Raw genomic sequence first — 17,447 nt, forward strand, 5'->3', positions numbered from 1 at the left:
CACGCCGTGACCGCAGTCCTCAGAATCCTCGCCCGCCGCATCGCCCTGCTCGTCCCGCTGCTGCTCGGCATCGTGCTCTTCGTCTTCCTCGTGATGCGGTTCTCGGACGTCGACCCGGCCTCCGCGTTCTTCCAGGGCGCGAACCCGACCCCCGAGCAGCTGCACCAGTTCCGTCAGGAGAACGGGCTCCTCGACCCGCTGCCCGTGCGCTACATCGCCTTTGTCGGCGACCTCCTCCAGGGCGACATGGGCATCAGCATCCTCAACCGCTCCCCCGTCCTCGACCAGGTCACCACCGCCCTGCCGCTCACCATGCAGCTGACCTTCCTGGGGCTCGGCATCGCGGTCGTCCTCTCGCTGACCCTCGGTGTGACCGCCGCGATCCACCGCGACCGGCTGCCGGACCAACTCATCCGCGTCGTCTCGCTGACCGGGGTCGCTGCGCCCGGCTTCTGGCTGGCGCTGCTGATGATCCAGTACCTGGCGGTGGACTTCGGCTGGTTCCCGACCGGCGGCTACATCAACCCCGCGGACTCCTTCACCGGCTGGCTCAGGACCATGACGCTGCCCGCCCTCGCGCTCTCCCTGCCGGTGGCGGCCGGCCTCACCCGCATCGTCCGCACCGCCGTGGTCGAGGAGCTCGACAAGGACTACGTCCGCACGGCCATCGGCAGCGGCCTGCCGCCGGTGGTGGTCGTCGGCCGCAACGTCCTGCGCAACGCCCTCATCAACCCGCTCACCGTGCTCGGTCTGCGCGTCGGCTATCTGCTGGGCGGCGCCGTCGTCATCGAGACGATCTTCTCACTGCCGGGGATGGGGAAGCTGATGATCGACGCCGTCAAGAACGGCGACCCGGCCGTCGTCCAGGGCGTCGTCATCACCACCGCCGTGGGCTTCGTCGTCGTCAACCTCGTCATCGACATCCTCCACCTCCTGGTCAACCCGCGCCTGAGGGGGACGAGCTGATGCTCATGACCCGCAAGCAGCTCACGGAACGCCTCGCCGTCCCCGGCCTGCGCCTGCGCTCGCTGCGCAAGCTGCCCGTGCTGTCCCGGATCGCGGTCGGCGTCATCGGCCTCGTCGTCCTGGTCGCCCTCCTCGCGCCGCTCATCGCCCCGCACGACCCGCTCGACCAGCAGAGCCAGGTCGACGGCACCGGACACCCCTCCGCGAGCCACTGGATGGGGCAGGACAGCCTGGGCCGCGACATCCTCAGCCGGCTGATGTACGGGGCGCGCTGGTCGCTGGCCATCGGCCTCGGCGCCACGCTGCTCGCGCTGCTCGTCGGGGCGCTGATCGGCGCGGTCGCGGCGACCTCCCGCAAGGCGGTCGACGAGACGCTGATGCGCTGCCTGGACGTCGTCATGGCGTTCCCCGGCATCGCGCTCGCCGCCGTGCTCGTCGCGGTCTTCGGCGGCGGCATCACCGTACTGATCTGCGCGATCGCGTTCCTGTTCACGCCGCCGATCGCCCGGGTGGTGCGGGCCAACGTCCTCGACCAGTACGGCGAGGACTACGTGGTCGCCGAGCGCGTCGTCGGCGCGCGCACCCCGCACATCCTCATCCGGCACGTCGCCGTGAACTGCGCGGCGCCCATCCTGGTCTTCTGCACCGTGCAGGTCGCCGAGGCCATCGTCTTCGAGGCGTCGCTCTCCTTCATCGGCGCGGGGGTGCGGCCGCCCGACCCGTCCTGGGGCAGCGTCATCGCCGACGGCAAGAACATGGTCCTGATCGGCGGCTGGTGGGCGACCGTCTTCCCCGGCCTGCTCATGCTCATCACGGTCCTCGCCCTGAACATCCTCTCCGAGGGCGTCTCGGACGCGTGGGCGGCGCCCTCCACGCGCGACGTGCCGGGCGCGGCCCGCGACGAGGACCCCCTCGAAGCGCCTGAGCCGGGCACCGGCGAAGTCCTGGAGCTGCCCGGCCTCGCCGAGGCCTCGGACCGGCTGCGGGCGCGGGCCCGGCCCCTGCCGACCGGCGCGCCGGTCCTGGACGTACGCGACCTGCGGGTCGCCTTCCCCGGGCGGCACGACGGCGTGGACATCGTGGACGGCATCTCCTTCGACCTGCGCCCCGGCGAGGTCCTCGGCCTTGTCGGCGAGTCGGGCTGCGGCAAGTCCCTGACCGCGCTGACGGTGATGGGCCTTGAGCCCAAGGGCGCCCGTGTCACCGGCAGCGTCGCCTTCGACGGCCAGGAGCTGACCGGCCTGCCGGCCCGCGCCCGCCGCAGGCTGTTCGGCCACGACATGGCGATGATCTACCAGGACGCCCTGTCGTCCCTGAACCCGGCGATGACGGTCCGCTCCCAGCTCAAGCAGGTCGTACGCAGGGGTGGGCGCCGCACCTCCAGCGAACTGCTCGAACTGGTGGGCCTGGACCCCGACCGGACCCTGCGCAGCTACCCGCACGAACTCTCCGGCGGCCAGCGCCAACGCGTACTGATCGCCATGGCACTCTCCCGCGACCCGAAGCTGGTCATCGCCGACGAGCCGACGACGGCGCTCGACGTCACCGTCCAGGCGCAGATCATCGAGCTGCTGCTGCGGCTGCGCGCGGAGCTGGGCTTCGCGCTGGTCCTCGTCTCGCACGACCTGGCGCTCGTCGCCGACGTCACCGACCGGGTGGTGGTGATGTACGGCGGACAGATCGTCGAGACGGGCGTCACCGCCGACCTGGTGGGGTCCCCGGCACACCACTACACGCGCGGCCTGCTCGGTTCCGTGCTCTCCCTGGAGTCGGCGCAGCAACGGCTCACGCAGATCAGGGGCGTGGTGCCGTCCCCGGCGGACTTCCCCCCGGGCTGCCGCTTCTCGAACCGCTGCCCGCTGGCGACGGCGGTGTGCCACGACGAGACCCCGGCACTGGTGGGTGCCACGCTCCACGAGACGGCCTGCCACCACCCGGCGCAACCACCGGCGCCCCGAAGGGGCGCGGGGAGCCCCACAGCCGACCACAACGATCCAGCGCCCCAAAGGGGCGCGGGGAACTGCGCGCCCAACCCCCACGAACCCGCACCCGGAGAGCCGCCACGATGACCACCCCCCTCATCGAACTGAGCGACGTCCACGTCACGCACAGGGCCCGCTCCGGCACCCTCCTCTCCCGCGACCGCGTCCACGCCCTGACGGCGGCGGACCTGACCCTCGCCCCCGGCGAAACCCTGGGCGTCGTAGGAGAATCCGGCTGCGGCAAATCCACCCTGGCCAAGGTCCTGGTCGGCGTACAGCGCCCCACCACCGGCACGGTGTCGTTCGAAGGCAGCGACCTCTGGACGATGAGCCCCGCCGCCCGGCGGACGGAGCTCGGCACCCGCACCGGCATGATCTTCCAGGACCCCTCGACCGCCCTGAACCGCAGACTGTCCGTCCGCCAGATCCTGCGTGACCCCCTGGACGTGCACAGACGCGGCACGGCAAAGGAACGCGAAGCGCGTGTGAGGGAGTTGATGTCCCTGGTCGGCCTGCCCAAGGCCCTCGCCGACGGCCTCCCCGGCCAACTCTCCGGCGGCCAACGCCAACGCGTCGCGATCGCCCGCGCCCTGGCCCTCGAACCGGACCTGGTCATCGCCGACGAGCCGACGAGCGCGCTCGACGTGTCGGTGCGCGCCCAGATCCTCAACCTCCTGCTGGACCTCAAGGAACGCCTCGGCCTCGCCCTCGTCTTCGTCTCGCACGACATCCAGACCGTGCGCAGGATGAGCGACCGCGTCATCACCATGTACCTCGGGCGGATCGTGGAGGAATCCCCGGCCGCCGAGATCCTTGCCCGCGCCCGGCACCCGTACACACGCGCCCTGTTCTCCGCCACGCCCGGCCTGCTCGACCCCATCGACCCGATCCCGCTGTCCGGCCCGGTCCCCTCGGCGACCCGGCCGCCGAGCGGCTGCCCGTTCCGTACGCGCTGCTGGAAAGCGGACGAGACGTGCGCCGACGCGATGCCGGGTGTCGAGTCGGCGGGGGCGGGGCATCGATTCCGCTGTCACCATCCCGTGGCCGAAGGACAGTCGACCCACGAACTGGCCGCCCAGGCCGCCGCCACGGCCCGAACCCGCAGGGAGCGCCCATGACCCTTCCCACCTTGTTGACCGGTGTCGTACCACCCGTCTGCACACCGCTGACACCGGACCGCGAGGTGGACACCGCCTCCCTGGTGCGGCTCGTCGACCATCTGGTCGCGGGCGGCGTCAACGGCCTGTTCGTGCTCGGCTCGACGTCGGAGGTCGCCTACCTGACGGACCGGCAGCGGGCCATCGTCGTCGATACGGTGGTCCGGCACGTCGGCGGTCAGCTGCCCGTACTCGCCGGAGCGATCGACATGACCACGCCCCGCGTCCTGGACCACGTGCGGGTGCTCACCGAGGCGGGCGCCGACGCGGCCGTGGTCACCGCGCCCTTCTACACCCGCACCCACCCGGCCGAGATCGCCCGCCACTTCCGGCTGATCGCGGCCCACTCCCAGGTGCCGGTCCTCGCGTACGACCTGCCGGTGTCGGTGCACGTGAAACTGGGCGCGGACCTGGTCCTTGAGCTGGCCGCGGAGGGCGTGCTGGCGGGCCTGAAGGACTCAAGCGGCGGCGAGGGCGCCTTCCGGAGCGTGGTCATCGGCAAGCGGTCGGTGCCGAGGGCTTTCAGCGTGCTGACCGGTTCGGAGCTGACGGTCGACTCGGCGCTCGCGATGGGCGCGGACGGGGTGGTGCCGGGACTCGGGAACGTCGACCCCGCGGGGTACGTACGCCTCTACACGGCCTGCCGGGAGGGCGACTGGGTGCGGGCGCGGGCCGAACAGGAGCGGCTGTGCGGCCTGTTCGGGATGGTGACGGCGGGCGACCCGGCACGGATGGGCGGCAGTTCGTCGGCGCTCGGAGCCTTCAAGGCGGCGCTGCACCTGCGCGGCGTGATCGCCTGCCCGGCGACGGCGGAGCCGCAGATCCCTCTCTCGCAGCGCGAGACGGAGACGGTGGGCAAGCGCTTGGCGGCGGCGGGGCTGCTCTGAGGGCCTCGTCGAGCCGGGCTCAGCGCAAGGCTCCGGCGAGATAGGCGTTGCGGGTTCTGATGAGGTGGGGCATGTACCAGCTCAGGACCGTGCGGTCGGCGATGCGTCCAAGAAGTCCGAGCGGCGAGGCGAACTCGATCACGTCCCTCATCACGGTGCCGCCGGTGCCGTCCGGCTCGAAGTGATGTCTGTGATGCCATCGCTTGAAGGGGCCGGTCTCCTGCTCGTCCACGAAGCACCGGGGCGGGTCATACGACGTGATGCGGGCGGTCAGTCGCCAGATCAGGCCGAAGTGGCGGGCTTCGAAGGTCACCGTGTCACCGAGCGAGAGGCCGCCCCGGGTCCTGCCGCCGACCGCACGCTCCGACGAAGCGGCCATCGACCGCGTGTGGGCCTCCACGTCGAGGCATGCCTCGAACACCCGGTCCGGAGGCGCGGCGACGGCTGTCACGATCTCGAAGTACGGCATCGGGCCACCCTAGACGTGCGGACGCGGTCCGCACGTCGATCGACCGGAAGGACGCGCATCCCCTCACCTGCCCCCCTCACACCCTGGCGCCACCAACCCCGTCTCATACGCCACGATGACCAGTTGCGCCCGGTCACGGGCGCCCAGCTTGCCCATGATGCGGCTCACGTGTGTCTTCGCCGTGAGCGGGCTCAGGCCCAGGGTCTCGGCGATCTCCGTGTTGTTCAGGCCACGCGCGACGAGCGCCAGCACCTGGCGCTCACGGTCCGAGAGCCCCTCGGGCCCGCCCGTCGCCGTCAGACCGGCGGTGTCCGGCGCCCGCAGTACGCGGGCGATCAGCCGTGAGGTCGGCCCCGGTGAGAGCAGGGACTCACCGGCGGCCACCGTACGGATGGCGTCCAGGAGTTCGGCGGGCCTGGTGTCCTTGACCAGGAAGCCGGACGCCCCGGCGCGCAGCGCGTCCACGACGTGCTCGTCCGTGTCGTACGTCGTCAGCATCAGGACCTTCACGCCCGCGAGGTCCTCGTCCGCCGCGAGGAGCCGCGTCGCCTCGATCCCGTCGAGGTCGGGCATACGGATGTCCATGACGACGAGGTCGGCGCGTGCGGAGCGGGCCAGGTCGACCGCCGAGCGCCCCGTGCCCGCCTGTCCCACGACCTCCATGCCGGGCGCGGAGTCGACGAGCATCGCGAACGCCGCGCGCACCAGCGTCTGGTCGTCGGCGAGCAGCACACGGATCGTCATGTCAGGCCTCCCAGGGGAGCGGACGCGAGGGGCAGCACCGCGGACACCATGAAACCCCCCTCCGGTCGCGGGCCCGCCTCCAGGGTCCCGCCGACGGTACGGGCCCGCTCCCGCATCCCGACAAGGCCGTACCCCGGCGTGCCCCCGCCTTCCCGTACGCCGGCACCGGCACCGTCGTCCGTCACCGTCACGTTCAGCGCCGCCTCCCCGGTGGTGACGTCCACCCGGACGGTGGGGCCGGGCCCCGCGTGCCGCACGGCGTTGGTGAGCGCCTCCTGCACGATGCGGTAGGCGGCGACGCCCACGGCGGGCGGCGCCCCGCACTCCGTCACGCTCAGCTCGACGCGGGCTCCGGCGGTGCGGGCCGCTTCGGCGAGGTCGGGCAGCGAGCCGAGGCCGGGCAGCGGACCCCGGGCCTCGTCGGTGCCGTCGTCGGTGCCGGAGCGCAACACCTCCAGGGTGGCCCGCAGTTCGCCGCGGGCGGTGCGGCAGGTCTCGGCGACGTCGTCGAGCGCCTTGGCGACGGCCGCGCGGTCCAGGCGGTCGGGGTCGGCGGCGAGGACGTGCGCGGCGACGGACGTCTGGACGCCGACGAGGGTGATGCTGTGGGCGAGGAGGTCGTGCAGATCGCGGGCGACCCGCAGCCGCTCCTCGGCGACCCGGCGGCGGGCCTCCTCCTCGCGGGTGCGTTCGGCCCGTTCGGCGCGCTCCACGACGGAGGCGACGTACTGGCGGTGGATGCGGACGTAGACGCCGAGCAGCAGGAAGGAGACGATCCAGCCCGATATCCGCAGCGATTCGGCGCCTTCGGCGATGCCCTCGGAGAACTTGACGCCCAGCATGACGCCGATGACCGCGGCGCCGACGAGGACGGTGTTGCGCGGCCGGGACCGGGAGGCGACGGTGAAGAGACCGGCCATCGAGACCGCCATGGGCGCGGTGTGGTTGGCGTCGAGGGAGTGGTAGGTCAGCAGGATCGCCATCAGGACGACCATGACGCGCATGGGGGCGCGGCGGCGCCACACGATGGTGATGTGCGCGGCGATCAGCAGGGCCCAGCCGGCGATGCCGGGCGGATGGCCGTTGTCCCGTACGACCTGGACGACGACGACGGCGCTCGCCGCCATGGCGAGGGCGAACAGGGCGTCCGTGCGCAGCCGTTCGCCCGGGGCGGCGGGGCCGAGGACCCGCTCGACGAGGTTGCGGCGTGCGGTGTCCGGGGCGGTGCGCGGGCCTGTGCCGGGTGAGTCCACCGGCCCATCTTCGGGTACGGGGGCGCCCCTCCGGGAGAGGAGGGGCGCCAGGGAGGCGGGGATCAAGGCGAGGGCACCCGGACGCGTTCGGCCTCGGGGGCGGGGGCCGCCGCCGGGGGCTTGGACAGGGGGCCCGGCCACCACACCTTGCGGCCGAGTGCCACGCTGGCGCTCGTCACCAGGTACGTACGCACCAGGAAGGTGTCGAGCAGGACGCCGACCGCGATGACGAAGCCCAGCTCGACGAGTTGGACGAGGGGCATGTTGGTGAGTACGGCGAACGTCGCGGCCAGCACGAGCCCGGCGGAGGCGATGACGCCGCCGGTGGTGCGCAGCGCGGTGAGCGCGGCCGCCCCCGGTTCGGCGCCGCTCAGGCTCTCTTCCCGCATGCGGTGCATGAGGAAGATGCCGTAGTCGACGCCGAGGGCGACGAGGAAGACGAAGGAGAGCAGCCCGAGCCCCGGGTCGGTGCCCTCGAAGCCGAGCAGGGGTTCGAATACGAGTCCGGCGATGCCGAGCGAGGCGCCCCACACGGCGACGACCGCGGCGAGCAGCAGCAGCGGCGCGACGAGGCTGCGCAGCAGGGCGACGAGGATCAGCAGCACGGCCGCGAGCACGAGCGGCACGACGATGGCCCGGTCCCGGGCGTTGGTGTCCTTCAGATCCAGTTGCTGGGCGCTGGCTCCGCCGACGTACGAGCCGTCGAGTCCGTCCCGCAGCGCCTCGATGGTGGCGGTCTCCCCCGGGGTCTCGGGCGCGGACGAGGCGAGGACGGAGATCTCGGTCCACCCCTTGGCGGTACGTCCCTTCTCCGCGCTGTCGACGCCCTTGGTGCCGCGGATCTCGGCGAGGGCGTCGGGGACGCGGCCCGCGGGGGTCATGACGGTGATGGGCTGCGTGCCGCGTTCGGGGTAGGCGGCGGCGAGCGTCTCCATGGCCGCGACCGAGTCGGGGGTCTTGGTGAAGGAGTCCTCCTGCTTGAGGGAGCCGGGCAGGTTGAAGGCGCCGAGGGCGAGCGCGCCGAGCAGGACGGCTCCGGAGGCGAGGACGGCGAGCGGCCTGCGCCCGGCCGAGCTGCCCATGGCGGCGAAGAGGGAGCGCCGCCGCTTGGGCGTGCTGCCGAAGGCGGGGATCAGCGGCCAGAACACCCGCCGGCCGAGGAGCACCAGGACCGCGGGGAGCAGCGTCAGCATGGCGACGAGCGCGCACAGCACGCCGACGGTGCCGAGCGGGCCCATGCCGCGGCTGCTGTTGAGGTCGGCGGCGAGCAGGCAGAGCAGCCCGGCGGCGACGGTCCCCGAGGAGGCGAGCACGGCGGGCCCGCAGCCGCGCAGGGCGGCGACCATGGCGTCGTAGGGCTGTTCGATCCTGCGCAGTTCCTCCCGGTAGCGGGAGACGAGCAGCAGGGCGTAGTCGGTGCCCGCGCCGAAGACGAGGATGGTCATGATGCCGGAGCTCTGGCCGCTGACGGAGGTGCCGAAGGCCTGGTTGAGGCCGTAGGCGGCGGCCATCGCGAAGTAGTCCGCGATGCCGGCGACGGCGAGCGGCACGAGCCACAGGAACGGGCTGCGGTAGATGAGGATGAGGAGCAGCGCGACGACGCCCGCGGTGGTGTAGAGCAGGGGGCCGCCGAGCGCGTTGTAGACCTCGCTCGCGTCGGTGTCGAAGGCGCCGTTGCCGCCGACGTCGACGCTCAGCCCGCCCTCGCCCCGGGCGACGTCCCGCACGTCGTTGACGAGGGCGTCCCGTTTCTCCTCGTCCTGTCCGGGTTCGGTGGAGGCCACCGGGTACATCAGGGTGGTGCCGTCCTTGGAGGGCACGCCCTTGGGCTCGGCGACGAGCTTGTGCGCCCCCGCTATCTCGGCGACCTGCTCACCCGCGGTCGCGCGGTCGGCGGCGGTGAGTCCGCCGTCCCGGTGGTAGACGAGCACCAGCTCGGTGGCGCCGCCGCCCGGCAGCTGGTCCTGGAGCTTCGCGACCTCCGTAGAGTCGGCGCTCGCGGGGAGGTAGTCGACGGGCCGGTCCTTCTGGACGTCGGAGAGTTTGGCGGCGAAGGGCGAGGCGAGGGCGAGGACGACGATCCACAGGCCCAGGAACACCCAGGGAACGGCGCGTCGGCGCCGTCGTGACGCGGTGATGGACGGTGCGGCCCCCATGACGGGCCTCCTTCGGCAGGGGTGACGTGTTCGGGGTCAACCCTTCCGGGAAGCGGGGCTCGTGCCGTCGGGCCCGGGGGCGAGTCCGCGGTTACACCGCCGGGAGGCGCGGGGCGGTGACTACTCCCGGCGGAGTACGCGCGGGGGTGTCACGCGCGGGTGTCAGGACGGCGTACGCGCCGCCACGAGGAGCCGGGTCACGTCCTCGGAGCAGATGGTGAGCGCGCAGCCCGCCGTGGCGAGGACGTCGCGTTCGGCGGGGGTGTAGGGGCCGTCGGCCAGGGCGATCCGGGCGCCCTGGAGGAGCAGCGCCTCGCGTCCCGCGGGGGCGAGGTGCGGGGCGAGGGGGCCGAGGGCCTCGTGGAGTTCGATGGCAAGGCCGGGGCCGCAGTCGGGTTCGGTGGCGCGGCCGGTGTCGGCGGCGAGCGCGTCGACGAGGGCGACGAGCTGCTCCTCGGTGCAGTCGTCGTAGCCAGCGGCCCGCAGCGTGCCGACAGCCGTGTCGAGCGCGGCGCGCGTGGCGGCGCCGCCCGTGGACAGGACGGCGAGGACCACGGTGTGGACGGCGTCGCGCAGCATCGCGGAGAGCCGCGTGGTGGTGGGGTGGTCCAGGACATCGGGGTCGAAGAGGTCCTGGCAGGCGGCGCACTGGACGACGGGTCCCGCGGCGCCGCGCGGCACGAGGGGCAGGCCGAGCAGGACGAAGCGGCGCCGTCCCGTGAGCCGCTGGTAGTTGCGGTCGCCGCCACAGGCGGGGCAGAAGAACTCGCCGTCGCCGACGGCGTCCCAGGCGGTGTGCATTCCGACCACCCGCCGGCACAGGGCCCGCCCGCGTGAGACGGGCCTGGCGGAGATGCGGGCTTTCCGGCCGTTCAGTCCCCGTTCTGGCAGCACCACGCACCTCCGTAACTCCCCGGCTGCATTGCCGCGTTGGCGTGATGTTAGCCACATCGATGATGCCGCGTCAGTAGCTCGTACAGGAGAGCGAGCCGGAGGTGGCCGGGAGACGACGCGGCCCCGCCCGCCACAGAGGCGGGCGGGGCCGGTGGAGAGCCGGTGGGAGAGTCAGCGTGCGGCGCGGTTGACGGCCGACACGACGGCCTTCAGCGAGGCGCGCGTGGTGTTCGCGTCGATGCCGATGCCCCACAGCACCTTGTCGCCGATCGCGCACTCGATGTACGAGGCGGCCTGCGCGGACGCGCCTTCGCTCATCGTGTGCTCCTGGTAGTCCAGCAGGCGTACGTCGATGCCGATGCCCTGGAGCGCGTCGAAGAACGCGGAGATCGGGCCGTTGCCACAGCCGGTCAGAACGGTGTCCGCGCCGTCCAGTGTGGCCTCGACGGTGAGGGTGTCGACGCCGTCGGTGTCGGTCGTCGTCTGGCCGTTCTTGACCTGAATCCGACCCCACTGCGCCGCGGCGTTCCCGGGGTTCGGCAGGTACTCGTCCTGGAAGACGCTCCAGATCGCGTCCGGGGTGACCTCGCCGCCCTCGGCGTCGGTCTTCGCCTGGATGATCTTCGAGAACTCGATCTGCATGCGCCGCGGCAGGTCCAGCTTGTGGTCGTTCTTCAGGACGTACGCGATGCCGCCCTTGCCGGACTGCGAGTTGACGCGGATGACGGCCTCGTAGGAGCGGCCGACGTCCTTGGGGTCGATGGGCAGGTACGGCACGGCCCACTCGATGTCGTCGACGGTCTTGCCCTGGCCCGCGGCACGGGCCTCCAGCGCGTCGAAGCCCTTCTTGATGGCGTCCTGGTGGGAGCCGGAGAAGGCGGTGTAGACCAGGTCGCCCGCGTAGGGGTGGCGGGGGTGGACCTCCATCTGCGTGCAGTACTCGTACACGCGCCGGACCTCGTCGATGTCCGAGAAGTCGATCTGCGGGTCGACGCCCTGGGAGAAGAGGTTCATGCCCAGGGTGACCAGGTCGACGTTGCCGGTGCGCTCGCCCTGGCCGAAGAGGCAGCCCTCGACGCGGTCGCCGCCGGCCATGACGGCCAGCTCGGCGGCGGCGACGGCGGTGCCGCGGTCGTTGTGCGGGTGGATGGACAGGCAGACGAACTCGCGCCGCGAGAGGTTGCGGGACATCCACTCGAAGCGGTCCGCGTGGGTGGAGGGCGTGGAGCGCTCGACCGTGGCGGGCAGGTTCAGGATGATCTCGCGGTCGGCGTCGGGCTGCCAGACGTCCATGACGCCTTCGCAGACCTCCAGGGCGAAGTCCAGCTCGGTGTCGGTGAAGATCTCGGGGCTGTACTGGTATCCGAACGTCGTACGGTCGTCCAGCAGCTTGTCGGCGTACTCCATCACCAGCCGCGTGCCGTCCACGGCGATCTGCTTGACGGCGTCGCGCGAGCCGCGGAAGACGACGTCGCGCCAGACGGGCGCGGTCGCGTTGTACAGGTGGACGGTCGCGCGGCGGGCGCCCTTCAGGGACTCCACGGTGCGCTCGATCAGCTCTTCGCGGGCCTGCGTCAGGACGGAGATCGTCACGTCCTCGGGGATCGCGTCCTCGTCCTCGACGATGGAGCGCACGAAGTCGAAGTCGGTCTGGCCCGAGGAGGGGAAGCCGACCTCGATCTCCTTGTAGCCCATGCGTACCAGCAGGTCGAACATGGCGCGCTTGCGGGCCGGGGACATGGGGTCGATCAGCGCTTGGTTGCCGTCGCGCAGGTCGGTGGAGAGCCAGCGGGGGGCGACGGTGATCCGCTTGTCCGGCCAGGTGCGGTCCGGGATGCCGACCTGCTCGTACTGGCCGTACTTGTGGATCGGCATGGACGTGGGGCGCTGGAAGTTCGGCATGTGCGGGGCTCCTCGGAAGTGTCCTGAAGGACGGCCGACGGTCTTAGCGCAACGCCGAACTCCGCGGGGAGGGGGTCGGCCTCGACTACAGGCCCTCGCCGCGGCAGCTAAGGAGAAGCAGCCCGAATCGCATGATGTGCCGCAGCCTAGCCGAGCCGCGCTCTGTGCGCGGGCCCGTATCAGTATGCGGGACCGCCGCCGGATAAACCCCTAGTGGTGATCAATCCCTCTATTTCAGCAATCATGGTTGCAGCTAGTGACAGCGGCGTGACCCAGTGCCACATTGCCGCCATGACCGCCAATCCCACGGGCTTCGAGCCCGTCTTCTGCACCATCGTGCCGCCCCACGTCCTGGACACCCTGGCCCGGAACCAGGACCAGGCGCTCGCCGCACCCGCCCGCCGCACCCTGGAGCGGGACTCCATCGAGCGCACCCGCCGCCGGCTGACGACCGTCATCGGCGCGCCCGCGGTCGCCGCACCCAAGGAGGCCACGGCGGGGAAGCCCCACCGCACCATCCATGACGCCGAGCGCCGCACCGAGCTGCCGGGCCGCAAGGTGCGCGGCGAGGGCGACAAGCCGGGCAAGGACGCCACCGTCAACCGCGCGTACGCGGGCCTCGGCGCGACCTTCGAACTCTTCCAGAAGTCATACGAGCGCAACTCCATCGACGGCGGCGGCCTGCCGCTGAACGCGACGGTCCACTACGGCGAGGACTACGGGAACGCGTTCTGGAACGGCGAACAGATGGTCTTCGGCGACGGGGACAAGGAGATCTTCCTCGACTTCACCATCGCCGTGGACGTCATCGGCCACGAGCTGACCCACGGCGTCGTGCAGTACACGGCGAACCTCACCTACTTCGGCCAGCCCGGCGCCCTGAACGAGTCCATGGCGGACGTCTTCGGCTCGATGATCAAGCAGTACACGCTCGGCCAGACCGCCCGGGAGGCCGACTGGCTGATCGGCGCGGGCCTGCTCGCGCCGCGCGTCACCGGCAAGGCCCTGCGTTCGATGAAGGAGCCCGGCACGGCGTACGACGACGACGTGCTCGGCAAGGACCCGCAGCCCGCCGACATGGACCACTACGTGCGCACGGGCCGCGACAACGGCGGCGTCCACATCAACTCCGGCATCCCCAACCGTGCGTTCTACCTGGTCGCGGAGGCGCTCGGCGGCCATTCGTGGGAGCGGGCCGGGCAGATCTGGTACGCCGTGCTGACCGGCGGGGAGCTGGCGCAGGACGCGTCGTTCGAGGACTTCGCGAAGCTGACGGTCGCCGCGGCGCGCCAGAAGTACGGCGAGGGCGACGAGCTCAAGGCCGTCACCGACGCGTGGTCCGCGGTCAAGGTGCCGGCCACGGACGGCTGATGGCGCGCTACCGGCCGCCCACGGGGTGGAGTAAACAGGACTCATGCGTATCCAGGTGAAGCGCACGGGAGGATTCGCGGGCATCGACCGGCACGCCGAGGTGGACACCTCGGCGCTGGCCGATGCCCCCGAGTGGCACGCGCTGGCGGAACAGGCCGTGGCCGACGGCCGGAGCACACCGCCGATAGGGGTGCCGGACGGCTTCCAGTACCAGCTGACGGTGGACGGGCGCACGGTGTACTGCTCGGATCCGCGGCTGAGCGAGGCCCAGCGGAAGCTGATCTCGCGGGTCCTGAAGGAGGGCTCGTGAAGCCGGACGGTAAAACCTGAGGATTGTTCATGTTCTCGGCGCACGCCCATTGACTTCCGTACTCGGCGGTACGGAAGATCCCGCCCATGGCAGCGACCGCGGCGAGCCCGATACCCCCCATGTCCCCCTTGCCCTCATTTCCCCGTGACTTCCTGTGGGGCGTGTCCACCTCGGCCCACCAGATCGAGGGCGCCGCCGATGAGCGGGGCGCCTCGGTGTGGGACGCGTTCACGGCCGTGCCGGGCCGGGTGAAGGACGGCACGACGGCGGCCGTCGCCTGCGACCACTACCACCGCTACCGCGAGGACGTGGCGCTCCTGCGCGACCTCGGCGTGGACGCCTACCGCTTCTCGGTCTCCTGGCCGCGCGTGCTGCCCACCGGCGCGGGCCCGGTGAACGCGGCGGGCCTGGACTTCTACGACCGCCTCGTCGACGAGCTGTGCGCGGCGGGCGTGCGGCCGGTCCCGACCCTCTTCCACTGGGACACCCCGCTGGCCGTGCAGGAGGCGGGCGGCTGGCGCAACCGTGCCACCGCCGGGCTCTTCGCCGAGTACGCGGCCGTGGTCGCGGCCCGCATCGGCGACCGCGTCGAGAAGTGGATCACCCTCAACGAACCCGCCGAGCACACCCTGCTCGGGCACGCCCTCGGCCAGCACGCGCCCGGTGAGCGGCTCCTCTTCGACGCGCTGCCGGTCGCCCACCACCAGCTCCTCGCGCACGGCCTCGCGGTCCGGGCGCTGCGGGCGGCGGGCGCGCGGGACATCGGCATCGCCAACTCGCACGGCCCGACCTGGCCCGCGTCCGGCGCCGATGAGGACACGGCGGCCGCCGACTTCTACGACGTACTCCTCAACCGCCTCTTCGCCGACCCGCTGCTGCTCGGCCGCTACCCCGACGGGTGCGGCGAGCTGATGCCGTCGCCCGACCTGGACGCGGACCTGGAGGTCATCGCCGAGCCCCTCGACTGGTACGGGATCAACTTCTACCAGCCGACGAAGGTGGGCGCCCCGCTCCCGCACACCACCGAGTTCTCCGGGCTCACGCTCCCGCCCGAACTCCCCTTCACACCACGGGAGATCGAGGGCTACCCGGTCACGGCCTTCGGCTGGCCGGTCGTCCCCGAGGCCCTCACCGAACTCCTGACCGCCTTCCGCGACCGCTACGGCGAGCGCCTGCCGCCCCTCGTGATCACCGAGAACGGCTGCTCCTACGAAGGCCTCGACGACCAGGAGCGGATCGCCTACCTGGACGGGCATCTGCGGGCCCTGCACCGGGCGCTGGAGGCGGGCGTGGACGTGCGCGGCTACTTCGTCTGGTCGCTCATGGACAACTTCGAGTGGGCCGAGGGCTACCGGCAGCGCTTCGGCCTCGTCCACGTGGATCGCGACACGCTGGAGCGCACCCCGAAGGCGTCCTACCACTGGCTGCGCGAGGCACTGCGGGCGCGGCGCGCATGACCGCCACCGCGCTGCGGGAGCCCACCGAGCGGGTCGGCCGGGGCTGGACGGGCGCCTTGTCGCTGGCCAACGGCGCGATATGGGTGGGCTGGTACGGCCCGCTCCAGATCCTGCTCGCCGTGCAGGCCGAGGAGCTGGCCCCGGCGGGCACGTCGAAGGAGACGGTGCTCGCCTGGGTGACGGGCGTCGGCGCGGTCGTCTCCCTCGCGGCGAACCCCGTCTTCGGCGCCCTTTCGGACCGTACGACGTCCCGCTGGGGCCGGCGCACCCCGTGGATCGTGGCGGGCACCGCGGGCGGCGCCGCCGCGCTCCTGCTGCTGTCGGCGGCGGGCTCCGTGTGGTGGCTGGTGGCCGGCTGGTGCCTGGTACAGCTCACCCTGAACGCGGCGTTCGCGGCCGTCACCGCCGCCGTGCCGGACCGGGTGCCGCGCCGCCAGCGGGGCACGGTCGGCGGCTGGCTCGGGGCGGCGCAGCTCCTTGGCGTGGTGACCGGGACGGGCCTCGCGACGGTGGCGGGCGGCACGGTCGCGGGGTACGCGGCGTGCGCGGTGTTCACCGTGGCGGGCGTCCTGCCCTACGTCGTACGCCACCACGACCTGCGGCTGCCGGCCGCCGAGCGTCCCCCCTGGGGCCGGCGGGGCTTCGTGCGGAGCTTCTGGATCAGTCCCCGGCGCCACCCGGACCTGGCCTGGGCCTGGCTGACCCGCTTCCTGATCAACGTCAGCAACTCCGTGGTGCTGCTCTACCTCCTGTACTTCCTCCGGGACCGGCTGGACCACGGGGATCCGGAGGGCGGCGTGCTGATCCTGACGGCCGTGAACGGCGTGACGATGCTCGCCACCGTCGTGCTCGGCGGCGCCTGGTCGGACCGGGTGGGGCGGCGCAAGCCCTTCGTGATCTGGGCGGGCATCCTGATGGCGGCGGCGACCGGGCTGCTCGCCCTGTGGCAGACCTGGCCGGGCGCGATCGTGGCGGCGGCGCTGCTCGGCGTCGGCTTCGGCGTCTTCACGTCGGTCGACTTCGCCCTGATGACGGACGTCCTGCCCGCGGCCATGGACCGCGGCAAGGACCTCGGCGTCATCAACATCGCCAACTCCCTGCCGCAGGTGGCCGCCCCGGCCATCGCGGCGCCCGTCGTCACCTACCTCGGCGGCTACCGCGTGCTGTATCTGACGGCGGCGGTGATCGGCCTGGCGGGGGCGGTCCTGGTGACGCGGATCAGGGGCGTGGACTGAGCCCGGCGGCCACCGAGGCCGCGGCGGCGTCCGGCGTGTCACCGGCGGCGACGGCGAAGTCCCGCAGGGTTCCCGCGAGCACGTCGTCCGGTGTGTGGTCTCCCATGATGTAACCCGCGCGCGTCAGCTGGGCGATGCCGTGCATGGAGCCGAAGAGCTGGCGCACGAGCAGGTCGGGGTCGGCGTCCGCCCGGAAGCGGCCCGTCCCGACGCAGCGGAGGATCGCGTCGCGCGGGAAGCGCATCATGAACGTGCCCATACGCCGGTCGTCGTCGGAGAGTTCGAACCCGGCGAGCGCGGAGCCGCCGAACATGACCGCGTAGACGTCGGACTCGGCGCGTGCGAACTCCTGGTAGATCCGGCAGAGCCCGGCGAGTTCGGCCACGGGGTCCGTGCCCCGCTCCAGGCCCTGCGCCCGCGCCCGGAACCGCTCGAAGCCCTCCCGCATGACCTCGCGCACGAGTCCGGGCATGGAACCGAAGTGCGTGTACACCGCCATCGTCGAGGCCCCGACCTCCTTGACCAGGCGCCGTGCGCTGAGAGCGGCGGGCCCCTGCTCCGCGAGGACGCGCGCGGCCTCGTCGAGGAGGAGGCGGCGGACGTCGGCCGCGTCGCGTTTTCCGGTGGACACGACTTTTCCGGTGGACACGAGAGAAGCATAAAG

General features: G+C 72.1%; 15 protein-coding genes. 8 read left to right on the forward strand and 7 right to left on the reverse strand.

The window, feature by feature from the left end; all coding sequences use genetic code 11:
• Positions 1–6 precede the first annotated feature (6 nt).
• Genes ACF062_RS04055 through ACF062_RS04070 form a run of 4 tightly spaced genes read left to right on the forward strand, consistent with a single transcriptional unit; the run spans position 7 to position 4,992 of the window.
• Entirely contained in the window at positions 7–966 is a 960-nt protein-coding gene (locus ACF062_RS04055; protein ID WP_392135343.1) for an ABC transporter permease, read from the forward strand.
• Positions 966–3,035, forward strand: a complete 2,070-nt coding sequence (locus ACF062_RS04060) for a dipeptide/oligopeptide/nickel ABC transporter permease/ATP-binding protein (protein ID WP_392135346.1) — start codon at positions 966–968, stop codon at positions 3,033–3,035. Before ACF062_RS04055 ends, ACF062_RS04060 begins: the two co-directional genes overlap by 1 nt.
• On the forward strand, positions 3,032–4,066 hold the full coding sequence (locus ACF062_RS04065) for an oligopeptide/dipeptide ABC transporter ATP-binding protein (protein WP_392135349.1): 1,035 nt from the start codon (positions 3,032–3,034) through the stop codon (positions 4,064–4,066). The genes ACF062_RS04060 and ACF062_RS04065 overlap by 4 nt, the downstream gene beginning before the upstream one ends.
• Positions 4,063–4,992, forward strand: a complete 930-nt coding sequence (locus ACF062_RS04070) for a dihydrodipicolinate synthase family protein (protein WP_392135351.1) — start codon at positions 4,063–4,065, stop codon at positions 4,990–4,992. Before ACF062_RS04065 ends, ACF062_RS04070 begins: the two co-directional genes overlap by 4 nt.
• A 19-nt stretch (positions 4,993–5,011) precedes the next feature.
• Here the strand turns inward: ACF062_RS04070 and ACF062_RS04075 are convergent, their stop codons facing one another.
• From ACF062_RS04075 to leuA, 6 genes are all read right to left on the reverse strand, one after another.
• Positions 5,012–5,461, reverse strand: coding sequence for an SRPBCC family protein (locus ACF062_RS04075; protein ID WP_392135354.1), 450 nt, complete (start codon positions 5,459–5,461; stop codon positions 5,012–5,014).
• A 63-nt stretch (positions 5,462–5,524) separates the two neighbouring features.
• Positions 5,525–6,205, reverse strand: coding sequence for a response regulator (locus tag ACF062_RS04080; protein WP_392135356.1), 681 nt, complete (start codon positions 6,203–6,205; stop codon positions 5,525–5,527).
• Complete coding sequence (locus tag ACF062_RS04085) at positions 6,202–7,458, reverse strand: sensor histidine kinase (protein WP_392135359.1); 1,257 nt, start codon at positions 7,456–7,458, stop codon at positions 6,202–6,204. Before ACF062_RS04085 ends, ACF062_RS04080 begins: the two co-directional genes overlap by 4 nt.
• A gap of 62 nt (positions 7,459–7,520) precedes the next feature.
• Positions 7,521–9,614 (reverse strand): MMPL family transporter, encoded by a 2,094-nt coding sequence (locus ACF062_RS04090; protein ID WP_392135362.1) that lies wholly within the window; start codon positions 9,612–9,614, stop codon positions 7,521–7,523.
• Between the two features lie 162 nt (positions 9,615–9,776).
• On the reverse strand, positions 9,777–10,508 hold the full coding sequence (locus ACF062_RS04095; protein ID WP_223774572.1) for a TerB family tellurite resistance protein: 732 nt from the start codon (positions 10,506–10,508) through the stop codon (positions 9,777–9,779).
• 171 nt (positions 10,509–10,679) lie between these two features.
• Entirely contained in the window at positions 10,680–12,410 is a 1,731-nt protein-coding gene (leuA, locus tag ACF062_RS04100; RefSeq protein WP_392135365.1) for a 2-isopropylmalate synthase, read from the reverse strand.
• Between the two features lie 291 nt (positions 12,411–12,701).
• Here leuA and ACF062_RS04105 point away from each other — a divergent pair, with 291 nt between their 5' ends.
• The 4 genes from ACF062_RS04105 (at position 12,702) to ACF062_RS04120 (ending at position 16,783) form a co-directional block, all read left to right on the forward strand.
• Positions 12,702–13,781, forward strand: a complete 1,080-nt coding sequence (locus tag ACF062_RS04105; protein ID WP_392135368.1) for a M4 family metallopeptidase — start codon at positions 12,702–12,704, stop codon at positions 13,779–13,781.
• Between the two features lie 43 nt (positions 13,782–13,824).
• Complete coding sequence (locus tag ACF062_RS04110; RefSeq protein ID WP_392135371.1) at positions 13,825–14,091, forward strand: protealysin inhibitor emfourin; 267 nt, start codon at positions 13,825–13,827, stop codon at positions 14,089–14,091.
• Positions 14,092–14,177: 86 nt separating this feature from the next.
• Positions 14,178–15,548, forward strand: coding sequence for a GH1 family beta-glucosidase (locus tag ACF062_RS04115; RefSeq protein WP_392135374.1), 1,371 nt, complete (start codon positions 14,178–14,180; stop codon positions 15,546–15,548).
• Positions 15,545–16,783 carry an MFS transporter gene (locus ACF062_RS04120; protein ID WP_392135377.1) on the forward strand — a complete coding sequence of 413 codons (1,239 nt, stop codon included), beginning with the start codon at positions 15,545–15,547 and terminating at the stop codon, positions 16,781–16,783. The genes ACF062_RS04115 and ACF062_RS04120 overlap by 4 nt, the downstream gene beginning before the upstream one ends.
• Here ACF062_RS04120 and ACF062_RS04125 read toward each other — a convergent pair.
• Positions 16,767–17,432 carry a TetR/AcrR family transcriptional regulator gene (locus tag ACF062_RS04125; RefSeq protein WP_392135380.1) on the reverse strand — a complete coding sequence of 222 codons (666 nt, stop codon included), beginning with the start codon at positions 17,430–17,432 and terminating at the stop codon, positions 16,767–16,769. The two genes, ACF062_RS04120 and ACF062_RS04125, sit on opposite strands and share 17 nt — an antisense overlap.
• Positions 17,433–17,447: the final 15 nt, after the last annotated feature.

Origin of the sequence: Streptomyces sp. NPDC015345 (assembly GCF_043078805.1) — a bacterium.
GTDB lineage: Bacteria > Actinomycetota > Actinomycetes > Streptomycetales > Streptomycetaceae > Streptomyces.

Excerpts from the sequence above, each read along its gene's own strand:
- ACF062_RS04075 (WP_392135354.1), bottom strand. The coding sequence starts at position 5,461 with ATGCCGTACTTCGAGATCGTGACAGCCGTCGCCGCGCCTCCGGACCGG.
- ACF062_RS04080 (WP_392135356.1), bottom strand. The coding sequence starts at position 6,205 with ATGACGATCCGTGTGCTGCTCGCCGACGACCAGACGCTGGTGCGCGCG.
- ACF062_RS04060 (WP_392135346.1), top strand. The coding sequence starts at position 966 with ATGCTCATGACCCGCAAGCAGCTCACGGAACGCCTCGCCGTCCCCGGC.
- ACF062_RS04065 (WP_392135349.1), top strand. The coding sequence starts at position 3,032 with ATGACCACCCCCCTCATCGAACTGAGCGACGTCCACGTCACGCACAGG.
- leuA (WP_392135365.1), bottom strand. The coding sequence starts at position 12,410 with ATGCCGAACTTCCAGCGCCCCACGTCCATGCCGATCCACAAGTACGGC.
- ACF062_RS04115 (WP_392135374.1), top strand. The coding sequence starts at position 14,178 with ATGGCAGCGACCGCGGCGAGCCCGATACCCCCCATGTCCCCCTTGCCC.
- ACF062_RS04070 (WP_392135351.1), top strand. The coding sequence starts at position 4,063 with ATGACCCTTCCCACCTTGTTGACCGGTGTCGTACCACCCGTCTGCACA.
- ACF062_RS04105 (WP_392135368.1), top strand. The coding sequence starts at position 12,702 with ATGACCGCCAATCCCACGGGCTTCGAGCCCGTCTTCTGCACCATCGTG.
- ACF062_RS04110 (WP_392135371.1), top strand. The coding sequence starts at position 13,825 with ATGCGTATCCAGGTGAAGCGCACGGGAGGATTCGCGGGCATCGACCGG.
- ACF062_RS04120 (WP_392135377.1), top strand. The coding sequence starts at position 15,545 with ATGACCGCCACCGCGCTGCGGGAGCCCACCGAGCGGGTCGGCCGGGGC.
- ACF062_RS04090 (WP_392135362.1), bottom strand. The coding sequence starts at position 9,614 with ATGGGGGCCGCACCGTCCATCACCGCGTCACGACGGCGCCGACGCGCC.